The sequence below is a fragment of the Kribbella sp. NPDC004875 genome, from assembly GCF_042873375.1.
Lineage (GTDB): Bacteria > Actinomycetota > Actinomycetes > Propionibacteriales > Kribbellaceae > Kribbella.
In genome coordinates this window covers 867349-884292 of sequence record NZ_JBIALI010000001.1, presented here as the reverse complement: position 1 = coordinate 884292, position 16944 = coordinate 867349, and the positions used below count along the sequence as shown (strand labels likewise).

Here is a 16944-nt window from a genome sequence, read left to right as displayed (position 1 = left end):
CCGGGGTGTCAATAATCGGCCCCCTTCTTCGACGTACAGGCAGAAGCAGCTACGTGAGGGAGCGGATCGGATGTCTACGCAGGCGATTGTTGCGGTTGCCAGTGACGTGGTGGCGGGTCTGTTGGGGGCGGGGTTCAACGGTGCCGTCCGGCTGCCGGGAGAGGCGGAGTACGACGAGCAGCGTCGCTCCGTGATCCCGTCGGTCGATTCGCGCCCTCTCGTGGTTGCTGAGGCGTTCAGCCGATCCGACGTCCAGGCCGCCGTACGGACGGCCCGCGAGTACGGCGTACCGCTGGCTGTGCAGGCGACGGGACACGGCACCCGCGTCCCGGCCGACGGCGGGATCCTGCTCAAGACGACCCCCATGACGTCGGTCCTGATCGACCCGGAGCGGCGCATCGCGAAGGTCGCGCCGGGCGCTCGGTGGGGCGCCGTACTGGACGCCGCTCGCCAGTTCGGGCTCGCCCCGCTGTCCGGGTCGCACCGCGACGTCGGCGTCACCGGGTACACGCTCGGCGGCGGTGTCGGCTGGCTGGCCCGCAAGTACGGGTTCGCGGCGGACAGCGTGATCCGCGCCGAGGTCGTCACGGCCGACGGCCGTACCGTCACCGCGAGCGCCGAGCAGCACCCCGATCTGTTCTGGGCGATCCGCGGCGGCACCGGCAACTTCGGCATCGTCACGTCGCTCGAGTTCCGCCTGTACCCGGTCCGCCAGGTCCACGCCGGCATCGTGTACTACGGCATCGACCGTGCCGCGGCGATCCTGCGCCGGTACCGCGACTGGACTGCCACCATCCCCAACGAACTCAGCACCGCGGTCGTCCTGACCCGTATCCCCGGCACCGAGCAGCGCGCCGTCGCGATCAAGGTTCTGTACGCCGGCCCCGCGGATCTCGCCGAGCACCTCCTCAAGCCGCTGTTCGAGGTCGCCGGCCAACGTCTCGCCGGTGAACTCACGACGATCGAGTACGCCGAGGCCGCGATGGGTGGCACGCCCGCTCGGCACCTCGACTTCCTGGACACGCTGACCGACGAGGTGATCGACATGGTCGCCGAACTCGAGGACGCGATGGTCGAGGTCCGGCACTGGGGCGGCGCGATGGCGCACCCCGGACCGGGCGCCGGGCCGGTCGGTCACCGCGGGGCGGCGTACTCGCTGATCATCGACCGCGAGGTGGCGGGGCTGGCGAGCTCGGGCCGGACGTTCGTGAACTTCCTCGGTGATCCTGGGCGCGCGGAGACGGCGTACGGCGCGGCGGACTTGGAGCGGCTGCGGGCGGTGAAGCGGGCCTACGACCCGGCGAACTTCTTCCACCTGAACGCCAACATCCGGCCATGAAGAAGCGGCCCGGTCCCCGGAAGGGCGGAGACCGGACCGCTCACCCCAGGTCAGACCGTGCCGGTGTTCCCGTAGACGGTCACGTGCACGTGGTCGTAGTGGTTCGCGGTCGTGCTGCCGCGGTCCTCCATCGCGCGCCAGCCTTCGCTGCTGCGCTGGACGGTCCAGATGTGCTGCTGCCAGATCAGCTGGCTGACGCCGAGCTTCTTGTAGTTGGCCTTCAGCCAGTCCGCGACCTCCTGGCCCTCGGAGCCGCTGACCATGATGTCGAGCGCGTGCCCGGTCGAGTGCTCGGAGCCGCTGTCGCCGGACCGCATCCCGCCGTACGACGTGATGTCGGGGAACTTCGCGCAGATCGCCCGGTGCACCCGGATCGCGTCCTGGGTCAGCCCGTCCTCGACCGCGGAGCCCGACTTGCAGACCGTCTGCGAGATCGCGCCGGCGACGGCTGCGACCGGCTTGGTGGCGGCCAGGTACTGCGCCTTCACCCAGCGGGACTTGCCGTCGCTGACGACCTCGGCGTACAGGCCGTCGACCTTGCCGGTGACCGAGACCTTGGTGCCCTTCGGCAGCACGTCCAGCAGGATGCCGGTCAGTGGCAGGGACCAGAGGTTCACGTCGGTGGTGGTGTACTTCGTGCCGGAGATCTTCGGCGGCGCCGCGTTCACCTCGGCCGACGCGCGGGTCTTGGCGGAGGTCGGCTTCGGGATCGGAGCCTGCTTCTTCAGGTGCTTCGCCGTCGGGGTCGACTTCGGCTTCGGCGTGGCGCTCGGAGTCGTCGACGGGGTGTTGATCGGCGGACGCAGAGCGTCCCGGCTGATCGTGGTGTCGCGCGACAGCTGCAGGGACGAGCTGGCGATCGACGGGTCGAGCTTGACGTGCTGGCTGGGGAATGCGGCGGCAGATCCGGTGGCCACCATGGCCACTGCCGCGCCGGGGATCGCAACCTTCACGATGCCGGGCTGGATGCCCTTGAGGCGCGACTGCTTGTGCCGCGCCTGTCTATGCCGTCCTGCCACTTGTCACCCAATCTGCCGAGACCAAAACGTTATCGACCGGAGGAGTCAAGCACACATCGCCGCGCCGGTTCGAATCGGCCTGGAGTCTTAACGCATTACGAACGTGCACCGACTCGGCCGAGTCGTGATCTGCCCGCTATCCGGAAGTAATCGGTTCGAGATCAAACGCTTGGTGCAGAGATCGCCGTTGTGATCCAGGGCGCGGCGCGTGCCGGGCGTTGCTGGTTGACTGCGCGGGTGGGATTTCGGATCGAAGGCGGCGCGGTCGCCCGGGTGGTGATCGACCGGGTCGCGAAGCGGAACGCCCTGACCCGCGCGATGTGGGAGGCACTGCCCGGACTGCTCACCGAGCTCGCCGAAGACGACGCCGTGAAGGTCCTGCTGGTGACCGGGGACGGGCCGAGCTTCTCGGCCGGCGCGGACATCCGGGAGCTGATCTCCGGCGACGATCCGGCCGATCCGATGGCCGAGCTGCGGGCGTTCAACCTGCGCGCACAGGCCGCGTTGCGGGAGTTCCCGAAGCCGACGGTCGCGGTGGTCCGCGGGCACTGCATCGGTGGCGGTCTCGAGCTCGCGGTGAACTGCGACTTCCGGTTCGCCGCCCGGGACGCGAGTTTCGGCGTGACGCCGGCCCGGATCGGCGTCGTCTATCCGCCGGACGCGATCAAGGTCCTGCTCGATCTGGTCGGCCCGGCAACCACGAAGTACCTGCTCTTCAGTGGCGAGCTGCTGACCGCCGACGAGGCCCACCTGAAGGGTCTGGTCGATCGGGTGGCCGACGACCCGATGGCGGCGGCCGAGGCGTTCGCGGCCACGATGCTGACGCGGTCGCAGCTGACCATCCGCTCGGCCAAGGAGTCGGTCAACGCGCTGCTGGCAGGCACCGACGCCGAGACGGCAGCGGTACGGCGCTATCGCGAGACGATCGCCTCGGGTGAACTCGCGGAAGGGATCGCGGCCTTCACCGAGAAGCGGTCACCGCAGTTCGGCCGGCATCCCCGATGAGATCAGCGTGCCGCGCAGCTCGACCCGGTCGCTGACAGCGGCCGACACCGAGCCGGCGATCGCCTGCGCCCGGTCGTCGTCGGCGGCGTCGATCAGGAAGAACCCGGCCAGCTGCTCCTTCGCCTCACCGAACGGACCGTCGGTGACCACCTGCTGACCGTCCCGGATCTGCACGATCCGGCCGTCCTCGGGCGGCCGCAGCCCTTCGGAGCTGACCAGCTCACCGGACGCGGCCAGCTCGCGCTCCAGCTGGATCAGCCGGGCCAGCGACTGGTCGTCCTCGGCGGTCCAGACGCGGTCGATACTCCGGAAGATCATCACGACGTACTTCATGGCCTCACCGTAACCAGCGGGACCGACAGAACCCCGCGAACCGTGCCGGTTCGCGGGGTCCCGTGGATTTCCTCTGTCAGTTCAGGATGCCAGGGCATCCGTGCGGCATCAGTACCAATGCCGTCGGCCACCAACCGCGCGGCCGGTCGCTCCGAGCAGCCACAGAACCGCTCCGACGAGGAGCAGGACGATACCGATCGTCCACAGGATCGAGATGTGCAGCAAGAACCCGAGGAGCAACAGGATCAGGCCGAGGACCAGCATGGAAACCCTCCTTCAACTGGGCCGCCTGACGGTGGCGGCCGCAGACTCCCGGTTCCCACTCCCGGCCCCCTGAACCTCCAACAGTCGTTTGACCAGCAGGCATCCGGCGAGGCCGACGGCGATGAACAACCACACCGTCGCGAACGCGATCCGATAGCCGTGACTCAGTGCGGTCGGAGTGCTGCCCGACGTACTGGCGGTGGCCACGGCCGAGACGGCAGCGACGCCGACTGCACCGCCGATCTGGAAGCTGGCGTTCTGGAGTCCGGAAGCGACTCCGGAGTCCTCCCCTGCCACGTCGCTGAGTGCGGCGATCGAACCTGCGACCGAGCCGGCGCCCAGCCCGGCGCCGAAGATCGTCAGACCCCAGAAGGCCAGCTCGAAGTACCCGGAGTCCACGGTCAGTCGAGTCATCAGCGTCGTACCGGCTCCTGCGATCAGCAAGGACACGAAGGCGACCAGGCGCGGTCCGACGCGAGTGACGAGGTGCTGGCCGATCATGGACCCGATGACGGCTGCTGCCGCGAGTACGGCGGACATCAGGCCGTAGCGGATCGCGGACACGCCCAGAGCGAGCTGCGCGTACTGCGTGTAGACGAAGTTGAGTCCGAAGGCCGCCAGGCCCCAGGCGATCGTGATGAGGTTCCCACCGACCAGCGTGCGCGAGCAGAAGATCCGGAGCGGTACGAGTGGTGCCGCGGATCGCTTCTCGACAAGGACGAACAGCGTGAAGAGGACGGCCGAGAGCAGAGCCAGAAGCGCAGTCCGTAGCGCTGACGACTCCGGTGCCCCGATGACGGCGTACACGAGGACGATGAGCGCTGCGGTGACTGTGACGGCGCCAGCGACGTCGAAGCCGCGGCGTCCAGGTCCACGGCTGTCCATCAGTACGGCAGGCGCCAGTGCGACGACCAGGAGGCAGACCGGCACGTTGATGAAGAAAATCCACTGCCAGCCGAGTCCGTCGGTGACGGGGCCGCCGATGAGCGATCCCGCCGTACCGCCGACTCCACTGGTCGCGCCCCAGATCCCCAACGCCTTGTTGCGATCCGGTCCGGAGGGGAACGTCGTCATCACGATCGACAGCGCACTGGGAGCGAGTACGGCGGCCGCGGCGCCCTGCAGGCCGCGCGCGAGGACCAGAGCATCACCACTCCAGGCGAAGCCGCACAGCAGGGAGGACCCGGCGAAGAGCAGCAGTCCAGTGATGAGCACCCGCCGGCGTCCCAGGAGATCGGAGATCCGGCCGCCGAGCAGTAGGAGACCACCGAACATCAGTGCGTACCCACTCGGCACCCACTGCACCCCACCGGTCGAGAAGGTCAGCTCCCGCTCGATCGACGGTACGGCGACCAGCACGATCGAAGCGTCCAGAATGATCATGAACCCGGTCAGGCAGAGCAACGCCAGCGCGAACCAGCGCTTCGATTCGGAAACCATCAGCCATCTCCAGTACCGCGGGACGCCCCGGCTGAGCGTCACTCGCCGGGGACGTCGGCGCCGACCTGGTGTACTTCGACATTCCGGAACTGTCGAAGTACCGCGGGTCTGTTCCGACGTACCTGTTAACTGGAGGTCACCGCGGCCTCCGCTGGGGACAGGATGGTGTCTGTGAAGTACATGCTGCTGATCTACAGCAACCCCGAGAGCTGGGCGGGCCTGTCGGCCGAACAACGCGACGGTCTGGTCGAGGCCCACGAGACGCTGTCCCGGGAGCTGACCGAGCAAGGCCTGCTGGTCAGTGCGGCCGGTCTGGCCGACCCGATCACCACGCGGACCGTGCAGGTGCGTGACGACACCACGACCACCACGGACGGGCCGTACGCCGAGGCGAAGGAGCATCTGGCCGGTTTCTACCTGGTCGAGTGCGAGAACATCGACCAGGCGATCGGGTACGCCGCCCGGATGCCGGACGCGGAGTACGTCGCCGTGGAGGTGCGACCTGTGATGGACATGTCCGGGTTGGAAATGTGAGCAACTTCGACCTGCTGCTCCGGGAGCAGGCGCCGCAGGTGCTGAGTGCGCTGGTCCGGCACTACGGCCACTTCGACCTGGCCGAGGAAGCGGTCCAGGAGGCGCTGCTGGCAGCAACGCAGCAGTGGCCGTCCGAGGGCGTGCCGGACAACCCGCGCGGCTGGCTGATCCGGGTCGGCTCGCGGCGGCTGACCGATCTGCTCCGCAGCGAGTCCGCGCGGCGGCGTCGGGAGGAGAATGCCGCGCAGCTCGCCGCTCCGGAGGAGTTCGTTGCCTCAGGCCCGGAGATTGACGATCCGGGCGGCCGGGACGACACGCTGACGTTGCTGTTCCTCTGCTGCCATCCGGCGTTGTCACCGGCATCGCAGATCGCTCTGACGCTGCGTGCGGTCGGTGGTCTCAGCACCGCGCAGATCGCCGCCGCATTTCTGGTGCCCGAGGCAACCATGGCGCAGCGGATCAGCCGGGCGAAGCGGAGCATCAAGCAGGCGGGCAGTTCGTTCGAGATGCCGCCCGAGGCGGAGCGGGACGAGCGGATGGGCGCCGTACTGCATGTGCTCTACCTGATCTTCAACGAGGGCTACACGGCCTCGTCCGGGACGTCGCTGCACAGTGCGGAGCTCACCACCGAGGCGATCCGGCTGGTGTGCGGCGTACGGAAGCTGCTGCCGGACGACGGTGAGGTGGCAGGGCTGCTGGCGCTGATGCTGCTCACCGATGCGCGACGGCCGGCGCGCACTGGCGCCGACGGGACCCTGATACCGCTGTCCGAGCAGGACCGCAGCCTGTGGAACAAGGCGCTGATTGTCGAGGGTGAGGCGTTGGTGTCGGATGCCTTGTCCCGAACGCAGCTGGGTCCGTACCAGGTGCAGGCCGCGATCGCGGCGGTTCATGACACGGCTGCGCGCGCCGAGGACACGGACTGGCGGCAGATCGTCGCGCTGTACGACGTGCTGGAGCAGCTGGTCGACAACCCGATGGTGAAGCTCAACCACGCGGTCGCTGTCGGTATGGCGGTCGGTCCGAAGGAGGGTCTCGCCGTACTGGAGCCGCTCGAGTCGGACGACCGCATGAACCACCGGCTGGAGGCTGTCCGCGCGCACCTGCTCGAGATGTCCGGTGACACCGCCGCTGCGCGGGAGAGCTACCTGCTGGCGGCCCGGCGTACGACGAGTGTGCCGGAGCGCAACTACCTGCAGTCGAAGGCGGACCGCCTGGACTGAAGTCGCGTTGGACCTCTGGATGTGTCAGGTTGGACAGGTGGACCTCACCAGGGCGTCACTCCTCCGGGAGATGCTGAGCGGCACCGAGCTGGGTAGTCGCACCACTGAGTTCGGCTATGCGTTGCGGCGGTTCACCACCAGGCGCAGCGGTCTCATGCTGTTCGGACCGGTCGACGACGAGCCCTGGCACCTGACCGCTCACCTGGACGACGAGCTGCACCGGGCCGGCGTGGAGGACATGCGGCCGTCCCTGGTCCGCTGGGCGCCGCCACCGGATGCCCCGCCCCACTTGGCGATTGGTCTGGACCGGCTGCGGGACTCAGGTCGTGGTGAGTCCCTGCTGGTCGTTGCCGAGGAGAATCCGGCCGCCACGCTGCTGGAGCGAATCAGCGACGTACGACGCCGCGGTACGACGATCTTCAGCATCGGGAACGGGGACAAGGAGCTGGCGTCCCTCAGTCACGAGACGCTGGTACCTGAGCTGCTGGTGCCGGACGGGTTCGGATGGACCAGCCGGCCGATCGAGTACGACCACGACGAACCGCAGTCGGCGCTGACCGAGACGGAACCGCAGATCGCCGAGGGCTTCGAGACGGCGCAACACCTGGTCAGCCTCGCCGCCGCGGACGAGGAGGCAGGCCGCTCCGGCTGGCGCCGCCGGCTTCGCAACGCCATCGAGAGACTCGGCGGGGAACCGGCCTAAGTGTCCAGGTACAAGGCGGCGAGCCGCGGCAGGTGGGACTCGAGTTCGTCGGCGTCGTCGAAGTCGATCTCGTTGCCCGCGGGCAGATCCGGGGTGTCCGGCGCGTCCGCGTCGACCGCTTTCCAGTACGCCGCCTCGTCACCGGTCACGTTCTTGTACGCGTGACTCGCGACGTGCAGCATCCCTTCCCCGTCAAACCCTTCGAAGCCCTCCGGCCGGTCCTCGTCGACCACGTCGGCGAGCGAGTCCGGGTCGGTCAGCGCCGCGTCCCACACCTCCCTGCCCTGGGCGATCAGCCAGCCACGGAACGAGTCGAACCCGTCCTCCGAGGCACCGGAGTTGATCAGGTACGCCGCCGCCCACAGATCCCATCGGTACGACTCGACCTGTAGCCGCGCCAGCTCGATCCCGAACCCGGCGATCTCCCCGGCCTCCGCCATTCCCAGCACCTTGGTCAACGCGTCCGCCACCCCGTCCGGATCCGCCACGGTGTCATCCACCGTGGCCCGCGCATCCTCGACCAGCCCCCAGAAACCATCCCTGTCCACCCCCAAACCATCTCACCGACCCCGGGTCCAACGGGAGCGCTGATCCGCGGTGAATTACCAGACCTCGTCGAGTTGGGTGCGGTGGGCGGGGGTGAGGGTGAGGCGGGTGCCGGTGAGGGCGGTTTGGAGGTACGCCGGGGTACTGATACCGACGATGGGGGTGACGGGTGGGGTGCCGGTGGTGAGCCAGGCGAGGACTACCTCGGAGCGGGTGACGCCGAGGGTGGTGGCGACGTCGGTCAGGGCCTCGAGGCGGCGGGTGGTGCCGGGGTGGTCGAAGGCCGGGTCGAGGGGGCGGTCGGCGCGGTTCTCGTAGGCGCCGGCCATCAGTGGGCTGTAGGCGAAGAGCTGCTGCTCGGGATTGGTCGCGGCGTAGTCGAGGACCTCGTCGGTGATCCAGCCGAAGCGGTGGTCGTGGGCGTGGTCGCGGACGAAGGGCCGCGGCTGTAGGTACGAGTACCGCAGTTGCAACGCGGTCGGCCCATGACTCCGAGGCCGGCGGCGACGCCGTGGAAGCGTTCGACGCGCCACAGGGCGTAGTTCGACAGGCCGATCCGGCCGATCGTTCCCGCCGCCGCGTGCTTCCCGAACGTGGTCGCGGTCTCCTCGAGTGGTGTCGCACGGTCGTCCCGATGCGCCCAGTACAGGTCGATGTGGTCGACGCAGAGCCGGCGCAGCGAGGTCTCGAGCGCCGCGTCGATCGCCTTGGCACTCAAGCCCTCAGCGTGCTCCGGGTAGCTGCCCGGCCACAGCGGCTCGCACCCGACCTTCGTCGCCAGCTTGACCCGGTCCCGTACGCCGGGACGCTGCGCGAGCCACCGCCCGAGCAGCTCCTCGCTCTGTCCACCGTGACCGCTCGGGTGCTGCCAGAACGCGTAGCAGTTCGCCGTGTCGATCCACTCGCCGCCCGCGTCGACGTACGCGTCCAGCAGCCGGAACGAGGTCTGCTCGTCGATCCGGGATCCGTACTCCATCGCTCCTAGCGCAAGGTTCGTCATGCGCCAGATCCAAACTGCTGGAGTGCGGACTAGGTCAAGTCGGCGAACTCACGGAGTACTGGTGCCAGCGTTGCCGGCTCGGTGCTGTGGTTCTCGCCGGGGACGACTCTGAGTGTGGCGGTCGGGAGATGGGCGGCCATTGCCTCGGCGCCTGCCGAGAGGGCGGGCCAGGTCTGGTCGCCGTGCAGGACCAGGACCGGGACCTTCACGCCGGCCCACCGCTCGGCCGGCAACGGGTTGCCGGACATCGTGGTGCCCATGATCCGGCCGTCATACGCGATCGTGTGCGCGATCTCCTCGACGGGCGCCCAGTACGGCGATTGCTTCATCCCCGCGACCGCCTCGGCAGGCATCCCCGCGGCTGCGGTCATGAACAGCTCGGCGGCCCGGTCGCGACGGCCCTCGGCGACGAACGCGTCGAGCTGCTCGACGTAGTCGGCCGGCAGCGGCGGACGGACGTCGCCCACGACGACCGGCGGCTCGAACAGCACCAGCCCGGCGATCGGCAGCCCGGCGGCCGCGGCGTCCAGCGCCAGCAGGCCACCCGACGACCAGGCGAACACGATGGCCGGCTGCCCGGCGTCCGCGATCAACGCGTCGAGGTCCTCGATCTCCCGCTGGATCGCGTACGGCGCGGTGTCGCCGCTCGCGCCCCGCCCGCGACGGTCGTACACGTAGGTCCGGAACGAGTCGCTCAGCAGCTTCCCGACCTCGGCGTTCGCCGGGTTCACGGCGCGGTGCGCGGTCGCCCCGTCGACCAGGATCAGCGGCCGGCCGGCGCCGTACGCGTCGAACGCGATCGCCGTGCCGTCGGTGGATGTCACGGTGCTCATGGTGATCTCCCCTCCTTAGGAACTAGACCGTACAGTACTCAGGAGAGAACTGGACTGTCTAGTATGATTTCCGGATCGGACCGGAGGAGGGCTTCGTGGAGCAGGTGGAGACCGAAGGCCGGACGCCGCGCAAGCGCCGCGCGATCCTGGCCGCCGCGACCGAGGTGTTCCTGCAGCACGGGTACCTCGGCGCGAGCATGGACGAGGTGGCGGCCCGGGCCGGCGTCTCCAAACAGACCGTCTACAAGCAGTTCGAGAACAAGGAACGCCTGTTCGCCGAGATCGTGCTCGGCACCAGCGACCAGCTGATGGACGGCCTCCTCCAGGCGTACGTCGACACTCTCGACGGAGCCGCCGACGCCCGGGAAGCCCTGCGTGCGTTGGCGCATCGACTGCTCCAGAGCCTCACCGCCGACAGCGTTCTGCAGCTCCGCCGGCTCGTGATCGCGGAGGCGGACCGGTTCCCCGAGGTGTGCGGCGCCTGGTTCACCAGCGGTTTCGAGCAGTCCCTCGACGCGCTCGGGCAGGCCTTGGCGAAACTGAGCGACCGCGGTCTGCTCAAGGAGCTGGATGACCCGACGCTGGCCGCGTACCAGTTCGCCGGTCTGGTGATGTACAAGCCGATGAACCGCGCGATGTTCGCCGGCACGCGGCAGCGGCCCAAGCCGGACGAGTTGGACAAGCTCGCGGACCGGGCGACCGAGGTCTTCCTCGCCGCGTACGGCGCCTGACCGCTACTCGTCGTCCGTGACGGCCTGGGTCCGGGACGGGTCGGTGACATGCCGGTGGATCCGCCAGCCCGCCCAGGCCAGCAGGCCCACCGGGATCGGCAGCCAGAACGACACGAGCCGGTACAGCAGCGTGCCGAGGAGTGCCGCATCCGTGTCGACCCCGATCAGGACCAGCAGGGCGGCGAGACCGGCATCGACGAAGCCGAGACCGCCGGGCGTGATCGGGATCAGCGCGAGGGCCTGAGCCACGACGTACGCCATCAGCACCTCGGACGGGCGGGCGTGCACGTTGAGCGCCACCAGTGCCGCCACGAGTGCGGCGTAGTCGAACATGCGGTTCGCTGCCGCCGCGAACGCCGCGCCCCACCAGTGGCCCTCGAAGGCAGCGGCGACCCGATCCCGCTGCGCGACCAGCGACGCGGCGCAGCTGTCGGCGGTCACACTCCGCTTGACGACGTGGATCGCGCGACCGATTCCACGACCGATCAGTACGACGAAACGCTTCCAGGTCAGCGCGGTCAGCCCGAGGCCGACGATGACGACCGCCATGATCAGCGAGACCAGCAGACCGAACTCCAGTTGCCGAGCCGGCGGTGGACCGATCAGCAGAGCAGGCACGGTCAGGATCGGCAACAGCAGCAGTACGCCAGTGGTCATCAGACCGATGGCGGTCAGAGCGGAGGCGACGACCGGCCCCGGCTGCCCGGCCTGGATCAGAAGCCTGCCCTGGACGACGCTACCGCTGGCCGGGCCGCCCGGGACGACCTTGCTGGCCGCGTTTCCGGCGAGCTGCGCCGTGGCGATCGTCCCCCACCCCAGTGGCGGCGGCTCTGGCTGTTGGCCGCCGTCCTGTTGCGTCATGGCGAGTTCGGCGAGCCACCACAGGGCAGCGAAGCTGGCGGTCTCCAACAGCGCGAGCACCGGGAACCACCAGGGCTCGATGTCCGCGAGGCGGGGCCAGGATCCGAAGACGGACAGCAGGCTCGGCGCGACGATGTACAGGCCGATGCCGGTGATCGCCAGGCCAACCGCGCGGCCGCCCCAGCGTCGTACCAAGCCCCCTGCGACGCGCATCTCTCACCTCGTACCAAGCACCCTTCGCCTCGCACCATACCGTGACCCCGATGCCGTGACGCGCTGCGCTCAGAGGGTTCCTCGGGTCGAGGTCCGGACGACGAGTTCGGGGGTGAAGGTGACGCGCTGGTGCTCGTGGTCCGGGTTCGACGACTCGTCCAGAAGCAGTTCAGCGGCGGTCCGTCCGAGCAGCTGGCGCGGCTGCCGCACCGACGTCAGCGGTACGGCGGCTGCCTCGGCGAACTCGATGTCGTCGTACCCGACGATCGCGAGATCCTCCGGGACGCGCAGCCCGAGGCTCACGCACTGTTGCAGCAATCCCAGCGCCAGCAGGTCGTTCGCGCAGAACGCCGCGGTCGGGCGGCGGTTCGCCGGGAGGCCGGCGAGTCGTTGCCCCGCGCCCCTACCTTCGGCGACCGTGAGCGCGCCGGTGGTCAGCTCGACGAGATCGGCAGCGGGCTTGCCGGCCGTCCGGAGCGCGCGGCGGGCGCCGTTGCGCCGGTCGATGACCTGGCCAATGGTGTTCGGTCCGCCGACGTACGCGATCCGCTGGTGGCCGAGCTCGAGCAGATGGGCGATCGCGAGCTCCCCGCCGAGGACGTCGTTCACCGCGACCGAGCAGTGCTCCGCGTCGTCGATGGCCCGGTCCACCACGACCACCGGCGTACCGCGGGAGGGCAGTTTGCGCAGGCGGGACGAGTTCTGGTCGATCGGTGTGATCAGGATGCCCTGCACCCGCTGCTGCTCGAGCAGATCCAGGTACGCCGCCTCGCGGTCGGCGTCCTCGCTGCTGTTGCAGAGGAACACCGACAGTCCGGCCTCGCGGGCGGCCTCCTCGACACCCTTCGCGACGTCGGTGAAGAACGGGTTGCCGGCGTCGAGCATCAGGTAGGCGAGGATCCGGCTGGAGCCGGCGCGCAACTGCCGGGCCGACTCGTTGCGCACGAAACCCAGCGAGGCCATCGCCGCCTCGACCTTCGCCCGGGTCAGCGGACTGACCACCTCGGGCCGGTTCAGCACGTTCGAGACGGTGCCCAGCGAGACCCCGGCCGCGGCGGCGACCGCCTTCACGCCGGCCGCGTGCGGCTTCGGGGCCCGGCGCCGCCGGGTCCGTTCGGGCAGGGCTTCCGCATCGTCCACGGACACGAGACCTCCCTGCGCACTTGAAACGTCTTAGCTGCCGAAGAATACCCGCTGTCCGGCGAATCCCGGCGGTGCCGGTCCGGGATCGGCCGCAAAAGGTGGTCAGCCTCTTGACGGCTCCGGTGGCTCACGCTTAGCGTCAGGGGACGTCGTTGAAACCTTTCACCGACTCCGTCCGCCCCAGGTAGAGGTGACGCAGTGAATCGTTATTGCTTCTGCCTGCAGGTTCGGCCCGACCGGCTCGACGAGTACGTCGATCGGCACCGCGACGTCTGGCCGGACATGCAGGCGGCGTTGCGTGACTCCGGCTGGCACAACTACTCGCTGTTCCTCCGCGACGACGGCCTGCTGATCGGCTACGTCGAGTCCGAGGACCTGGAGGCGGCGCAGAAGGCGATGGCGGCGACCGAGGTGAACGCCCGGTGGCAGGCGCAGATGACGGACTTCTTCACCGGAATCGACGGCCGGCCGCCGGACGAGTCCTTCCTGCTGCTGCCCGAGATCTTCCATCTGTCCGCACATGCTCCTGAAGGGGACTGACACCATGACGACCGATGCCGTGAAGGCCGCCCTGAGCCGCCAGGAGATCGAGCTGCCCTCGTGGGCGTTCGGCAACTCGGGGACCCGGTTCAAGGTGTTCACCCAGCCCGGCGTCCCGCGGTCGCCGGAGGAGAAGATCGCCGACGCGGCGGTGGTCCACCAGTACACCGGGGTGGCGCCGAGCGTCGCGCTGCACATCCCCTGGGACAAGGTGGACGACTACGCGGCGCTGGCGGCGTACGCCAAGGAGCAGGGTGTCCGGCTCGGGGCGATCAACAGCAACGTGTTCCAGGACGACGACTACAAGCTCGGCAGCGTCACGAACCCGGACCCGGCGGTCCGGCGGAAGGCCACCGACCATCTGCTCGAATGCGTCGACATCATGGACGCGACCGGCTCCCGGGACCTGAAGCTGTGGTTCTCCGACGGCACCAACTACCCCGGGCAGGACGACATCCAGGACCGCCAGGACCGGCTCGCGACCGCGCTCAGGGAGGTCTACGACCGGCTCGGTGACGACCAGCGGATGCTGCTCGAGTACAAGCTCTTCGAGCCGGCCTTCTACACCACGGACGTGCCGGACTGGGGTACGTCGTACGCGCACTGTCTCGAGCTGGGGCCGAAGGCGACGGTTTGTATCGACACCGGGCACCACGCGCCGGGCACCAACATCGAGTTCATCGTCGCGTTCCTGCTGCGTACGAAGAAGCTCGGTGCGTTCGACTTCAACAGCCGGTTCTACGCCGACGACGACCTGATGGTCGGTGCCGCGGACCCGTTCCAGCTGTTCCGGATCATGAACGAGATCGTCCGCGGCGACGCGCTCGACCCGGATCGCGGGATCGCGTTCATGCTCGACCAGTGCCACAACATCGAGCAGAAGATCCCCGCGATCATCCGCTCGGTGATGAACGTCCAGGAGGCCACGGCGAAGGCGCTGCTGGTCGACCGCGACGCGCTGCGCAAGGCCCAGCAGGAAGGCGACGTGCTCGGTGCGAACGCGGCTTTGATGGATGCGTACAACACCGACGTCCGACCGCTGCTCGCGGAACTCCGCGAGTCGCAGGGACGGGACGCCGACCCGGTCGCGGCGTACAAGCGCAGCGGTTACTTCGAGCAGATCACCAAGGACCGTCAAGGCGGTCAGCAAGCCGGATGGGGAGCCTGAACCAGCATGAGCGACACTGCGGCCGAGCTCGTTGCGCGTAGCAACCGACTGGGTGCCGATCCACGCAACACCAACTACGCCGGCGGCAACACCTCGGCGAAGGGTACGCAGACCGACCCGGTCACTCAGCAGCCGGTCGACCTGGTGTGGGTGAAGGGCTCCGGTGGTGACCTCGGCACGCTCACGACCAAGGGTCTCGCCGTACTGCGGCTCGACCGGCTGAACGCCCTGGTCGACAGCTACCCCGGCGTGGACCGCGAGGACGAGATGGTCGCCGCGTTCGACTACTGCCTGCACGGCAAGGGCGGCGCGGCACCGTCGATCGACACCGCGATGCACGGACTGGTCGACGCCCCTCATGTCGACCACCTGCACCCGGACTCCGGGATCGCGCTGGCGACCGCGGCCGACGGTGAGAAACTCACCGCGGAGTGCTTCGGCGACCGTGTCGTATGGGTCCCGTGGCGGCGGCCCGGCTTCCAGCTCGGGCTGGACATCGCGGCCGTCAAGCGGGAGAACCCGCAGGCGATCGGCTGCATCCTCGGCGGTCACGGCATCACCGCGTGGGGCAACACCTCCGCGGAGTGCGAGGCCAACTCCCTGGACATCATCCGTACGGCGGAACGCTTCCTCGCCGAGCGTGGTGTCGCGGAACCGTTCGGTGCCGTGGTGGCCGGCTACGAACCGCTCGACCCGGCCGAGCGGCGCCTGAAGGCGGCCGCACTGGCGCCGGTCATCCGTGGTCTGGCGTCGACCGACAAGCCGCAGGTCGGCCACTTCGACGACTCCGAGGTCGTGCTCGAGTTCACCGCGCGGGAGAAGCTCGCCGCGTTGGCCGCGCTCGGCACGTCCTGCCCGGACCACTTCCTCCGGACCAAGGTCCGCCCGCTGGTGCTGGACCTCCCGGCCAACTCGTCGGTCGAGGACTCCGTGGCGCGGTTGAAGGAGCTGCACGCCGCCTATCGCGAGGAGTACGCCGCCTACTACGACCGGCACGCCGAGCCGGACAGCCCGGCGATGCGCGGCGCCGACCCGGCGATCGTGCTGGTCCCGGGCGTCGGGATGTTCAGCTTCGGCAAGGACAAGCAGACCGCGCGGGTGGCCGGCGAGTTCTACGTGAACGCGATCAACGTGATGCGCGGCGCCGAGGCGGTGTCGACGTACGCGCCGATCGACGAGCGGGAGAAGTTCCGGATCGAGTACTGGGCGCTCGAAGAGGCGAAGCTGCAACGGATGCCGAAGCCGAAGCCGCTGGCGACCCGGGTCGCGTTCGTGACCGGTGGTGGCTCGGGGATCGGCAAGGCGATCGCGCAACGGCTCGCGGCCGAGGGCGCGTGTGTGGTGGTCGCGGACCTGGACCAGGCGGCGGCCGAAGCGGTCGCCAAGGAGATCGGATCGGCCGACGTGGCGGTCGCGGTCGGCGCGGACGTGTCGTCCGCGGAGGCCGTCGAGGCGGCGCTGCGCGAGGCCGTGCTGGCCTTCGGCGGTGTCGACCTGATCGTCAACAACGCCGGGCTGTCGATCTCGAAGTCGTTGCTGGACACAACCGAACGCGACTGGGACCTGCAGCACGACGTGATGGCGAAGGGCTCGTTCCTGGTCTCGCGGGCGGCCGCGAAGGTCCTGATCGACCAGGAGATGGGCGGCGACATCGTCTACATCTCCAGCAAGAACGCGGTCTTCGCGGGTCCGAACAATGTCGCGTACGGCGCCGCGAAGGCGAACCAGGCGCACCAGGTCCGGCTGCTCGCGGCCGAGCTCGGCGAGCACGGGATCCGGGTCAACGGCGTGAACCCCGACGGCGTGGTCCGTGGCTCCGGCATCTTCGCCGGTGGCTGGGGCGCGAAGCGGGCCGCGGTGTACGGCGTACCGGAGGAGGAGCTCGGTGCGTACTACGCGCAGCGGACGCTGCTGAAGCGCGAGGTCCTGCCGGAGAACGTCGCCGCCGCGGTGTTCGCCTTGACCGGTGGGGACCTGACGCACACGACCGGTCTGCACGTGCCTGTCGACGCCGGCGTGGCTGCCGCGTTCCTGCGGTAGGAGCGCGGC

Annotated in this window: 19 protein-coding genes; 9 read left to right on the top strand and 10 right to left on the bottom strand. The window is 69.1% G+C overall.

Translation table 11 applies throughout. The features are described 5' to 3' along the window. Positions 1 to 70: 70 nt before the first annotated feature. Positions 71 to 1339, top strand: coding sequence for an FAD-binding oxidoreductase (locus ACFYRH_RS04170; protein ID WP_387767793.1), 1269 nt, complete (start codon positions 71 to 73; stop codon positions 1337 to 1339). Between the two features lie 50 nt (positions 1340 to 1389). Here the strand turns inward: ACFYRH_RS04170 and ACFYRH_RS04165 are convergent, their stop codons facing one another. Beyond that, on the bottom strand, positions 1390 to 2358 hold the full coding sequence (locus tag ACFYRH_RS04165; RefSeq protein WP_387767790.1) for an SH3 domain-containing protein: 969 nt from the start codon (positions 2356 to 2358) through the stop codon (positions 1390 to 1392). Positions 2359 to 2595: 237 nt separating this feature from the next. Between ACFYRH_RS04165 and ACFYRH_RS04160 the strand changes: the two genes are divergently transcribed. After that, positions 2596 to 3363, top strand: coding sequence for an enoyl-CoA hydratase/isomerase family protein (locus ACFYRH_RS04160; RefSeq protein WP_387767788.1), 768 nt, complete (start codon positions 2596 to 2598; stop codon positions 3361 to 3363). Here ACFYRH_RS04160 and ACFYRH_RS04155 read toward each other — a convergent pair. The 3 genes from ACFYRH_RS04155 to ACFYRH_RS04145 all read right to left on the bottom strand — a co-directional run bounded on the left by ACFYRH_RS04155 (position 3334) and on the right by ACFYRH_RS04145 (position 5400). Continuing rightward, a complete protein-coding gene (locus ACFYRH_RS04155) occupies positions 3334 to 3696 on the bottom strand; it encodes a YciI family protein (protein WP_387767785.1) in 363 nt (120 codons plus the stop codon). The two genes, ACFYRH_RS04160 and ACFYRH_RS04155, sit on opposite strands and share 30 nt — an antisense overlap. A 108-nt stretch (positions 3697 to 3804) precedes the next feature. Then, on the bottom strand, positions 3805 to 3960 hold the full coding sequence (locus ACFYRH_RS04150) for a DUF6131 family protein (protein WP_387767782.1): 156 nt from the start codon (positions 3958 to 3960) through the stop codon (positions 3805 to 3807). A gap of 12 nt (positions 3961 to 3972) precedes the next feature. Continuing rightward, on the bottom strand, positions 3973 to 5400 hold the full coding sequence (locus ACFYRH_RS04145; protein ID WP_387767779.1) for an MFS transporter: 1428 nt from the start codon (positions 5398 to 5400) through the stop codon (positions 3973 to 3975). Between the two features lie 180 nt (positions 5401 to 5580). On the opposite strand from ACFYRH_RS04145, the gene ACFYRH_RS04140 reads away from it, so the two are divergent. The 3 genes from ACFYRH_RS04140 to ACFYRH_RS04130 are packed head-to-tail and all read left to right on the top strand — an operon-like array spanning position 5581 to position 7860. Beyond that, positions 5581 to 5934, top strand: a complete 354-nt coding sequence (locus tag ACFYRH_RS04140; RefSeq protein WP_387771712.1) for a YciI family protein — start codon at positions 5581 to 5583, stop codon at positions 5932 to 5934. Next, entirely contained in the window at positions 5931 to 7157 is a 1227-nt protein-coding gene (locus tag ACFYRH_RS04135; protein ID WP_387767776.1) for an RNA polymerase sigma factor, read from the top strand. Before ACFYRH_RS04140 ends, ACFYRH_RS04135 begins: the two co-directional genes overlap by 4 nt. A gap of 37 nt (positions 7158 to 7194) precedes the next feature. Beyond that, complete coding sequence (locus ACFYRH_RS04130; RefSeq protein ID WP_387767773.1) at positions 7195 to 7860, top strand: hypothetical protein; 666 nt, start codon at positions 7195 to 7197, stop codon at positions 7858 to 7860. Here ACFYRH_RS04130 and ACFYRH_RS04125 read toward each other — a convergent pair. The 4 genes from ACFYRH_RS04125 to ACFYRH_RS04110 are packed head-to-tail and all read right to left on the bottom strand — an operon-like array spanning position 7857 to position 10239. After that, positions 7857 to 8408: a DUF4240 domain-containing protein gene (locus ACFYRH_RS04125; protein ID WP_387767770.1), complete on the bottom strand. Its 552-nt coding sequence runs from the start codon at positions 8406 to 8408 to the stop codon at positions 7857 to 7859. The two genes, ACFYRH_RS04130 and ACFYRH_RS04125, sit on opposite strands and share 4 nt — an antisense overlap. Before the next feature lie 54 nt (positions 8409 to 8462). Beyond that, a complete protein-coding gene (locus ACFYRH_RS04120) occupies positions 8463 to 8804 on the bottom strand; it encodes an aldo/keto reductase (protein ID WP_387771709.1) in 342 nt (113 codons plus the stop codon). Further along, positions 8735 to 9406, bottom strand: a complete 672-nt coding sequence (locus tag ACFYRH_RS04115) for an aldo/keto reductase (protein WP_387767767.1) — start codon at positions 9404 to 9406, stop codon at positions 8735 to 8737. The genes ACFYRH_RS04120 and ACFYRH_RS04115 overlap by 70 nt, the downstream gene beginning before the upstream one ends. Before the next feature lie 29 nt (positions 9407 to 9435). Further along, on the bottom strand, positions 9436 to 10239 hold the full coding sequence (locus ACFYRH_RS04110; RefSeq protein WP_387767764.1) for an alpha/beta fold hydrolase: 804 nt from the start codon (positions 10237 to 10239) through the stop codon (positions 9436 to 9438). Positions 10240 to 10334: 95 nt separating this feature from the next. Between ACFYRH_RS04110 and ACFYRH_RS04105 the strand changes: the two genes are divergently transcribed. Further along, the gene (locus ACFYRH_RS04105; protein WP_387767761.1) at positions 10335 to 10970 is read left to right on the top strand and encodes a TetR/AcrR family transcriptional regulator; all 636 of its coding nucleotides are present in this window, start codon (positions 10335 to 10337) and stop codon (positions 10968 to 10970) included. A 3-nt stretch (positions 10971 to 10973) separates the two neighbouring features. Here the strand turns inward: ACFYRH_RS04105 and ACFYRH_RS04100 are convergent, their stop codons facing one another. Together ACFYRH_RS04100 and ACFYRH_RS04095 are read right to left on the bottom strand one after the other, a co-directional pair. After that, the gene (locus tag ACFYRH_RS04100; RefSeq protein ID WP_387767758.1) at positions 10974 to 12044 is read right to left on the bottom strand and encodes a YbhN family protein; all 1071 of its coding nucleotides are present in this window, start codon (positions 12042 to 12044) and stop codon (positions 10974 to 10976) included. A gap of 69 nt (positions 12045 to 12113) precedes the next feature. Further along, a complete protein-coding gene (locus ACFYRH_RS04095) occupies positions 12114 to 13190 on the bottom strand; it encodes a LacI family DNA-binding transcriptional regulator (RefSeq protein ID WP_387767755.1) in 1077 nt (358 codons plus the stop codon). Positions 13191 to 13385: 195 nt separating this feature from the next. Between ACFYRH_RS04095 and ACFYRH_RS04090 the strand changes: the two genes are divergently transcribed. The 3 genes from ACFYRH_RS04090 to ACFYRH_RS04080 are packed head-to-tail and all read left to right on the top strand — an operon-like array spanning position 13386 to position 16935. After that, a complete protein-coding gene (locus tag ACFYRH_RS04090) occupies positions 13386 to 13727 on the top strand; it encodes an L-rhamnose mutarotase (protein ID WP_387767752.1) in 342 nt (113 codons plus the stop codon). A gap of 4 nt (positions 13728 to 13731) precedes the next feature. Continuing rightward, positions 13732 to 14895: an L-rhamnose isomerase gene (gene rhaI, locus ACFYRH_RS04085; protein WP_387767749.1), complete on the top strand. Its 1164-nt coding sequence runs from the start codon at positions 13732 to 13734 to the stop codon at positions 14893 to 14895. Between the two features lie 6 nt (positions 14896 to 14901). Further along, positions 14902 to 16935, top strand: coding sequence for a bifunctional aldolase/short-chain dehydrogenase (locus ACFYRH_RS04080; RefSeq protein ID WP_387767746.1), 2034 nt, complete (start codon positions 14902 to 14904; stop codon positions 16933 to 16935). Positions 16936 to 16944 lie beyond the last annotated feature (9 nt).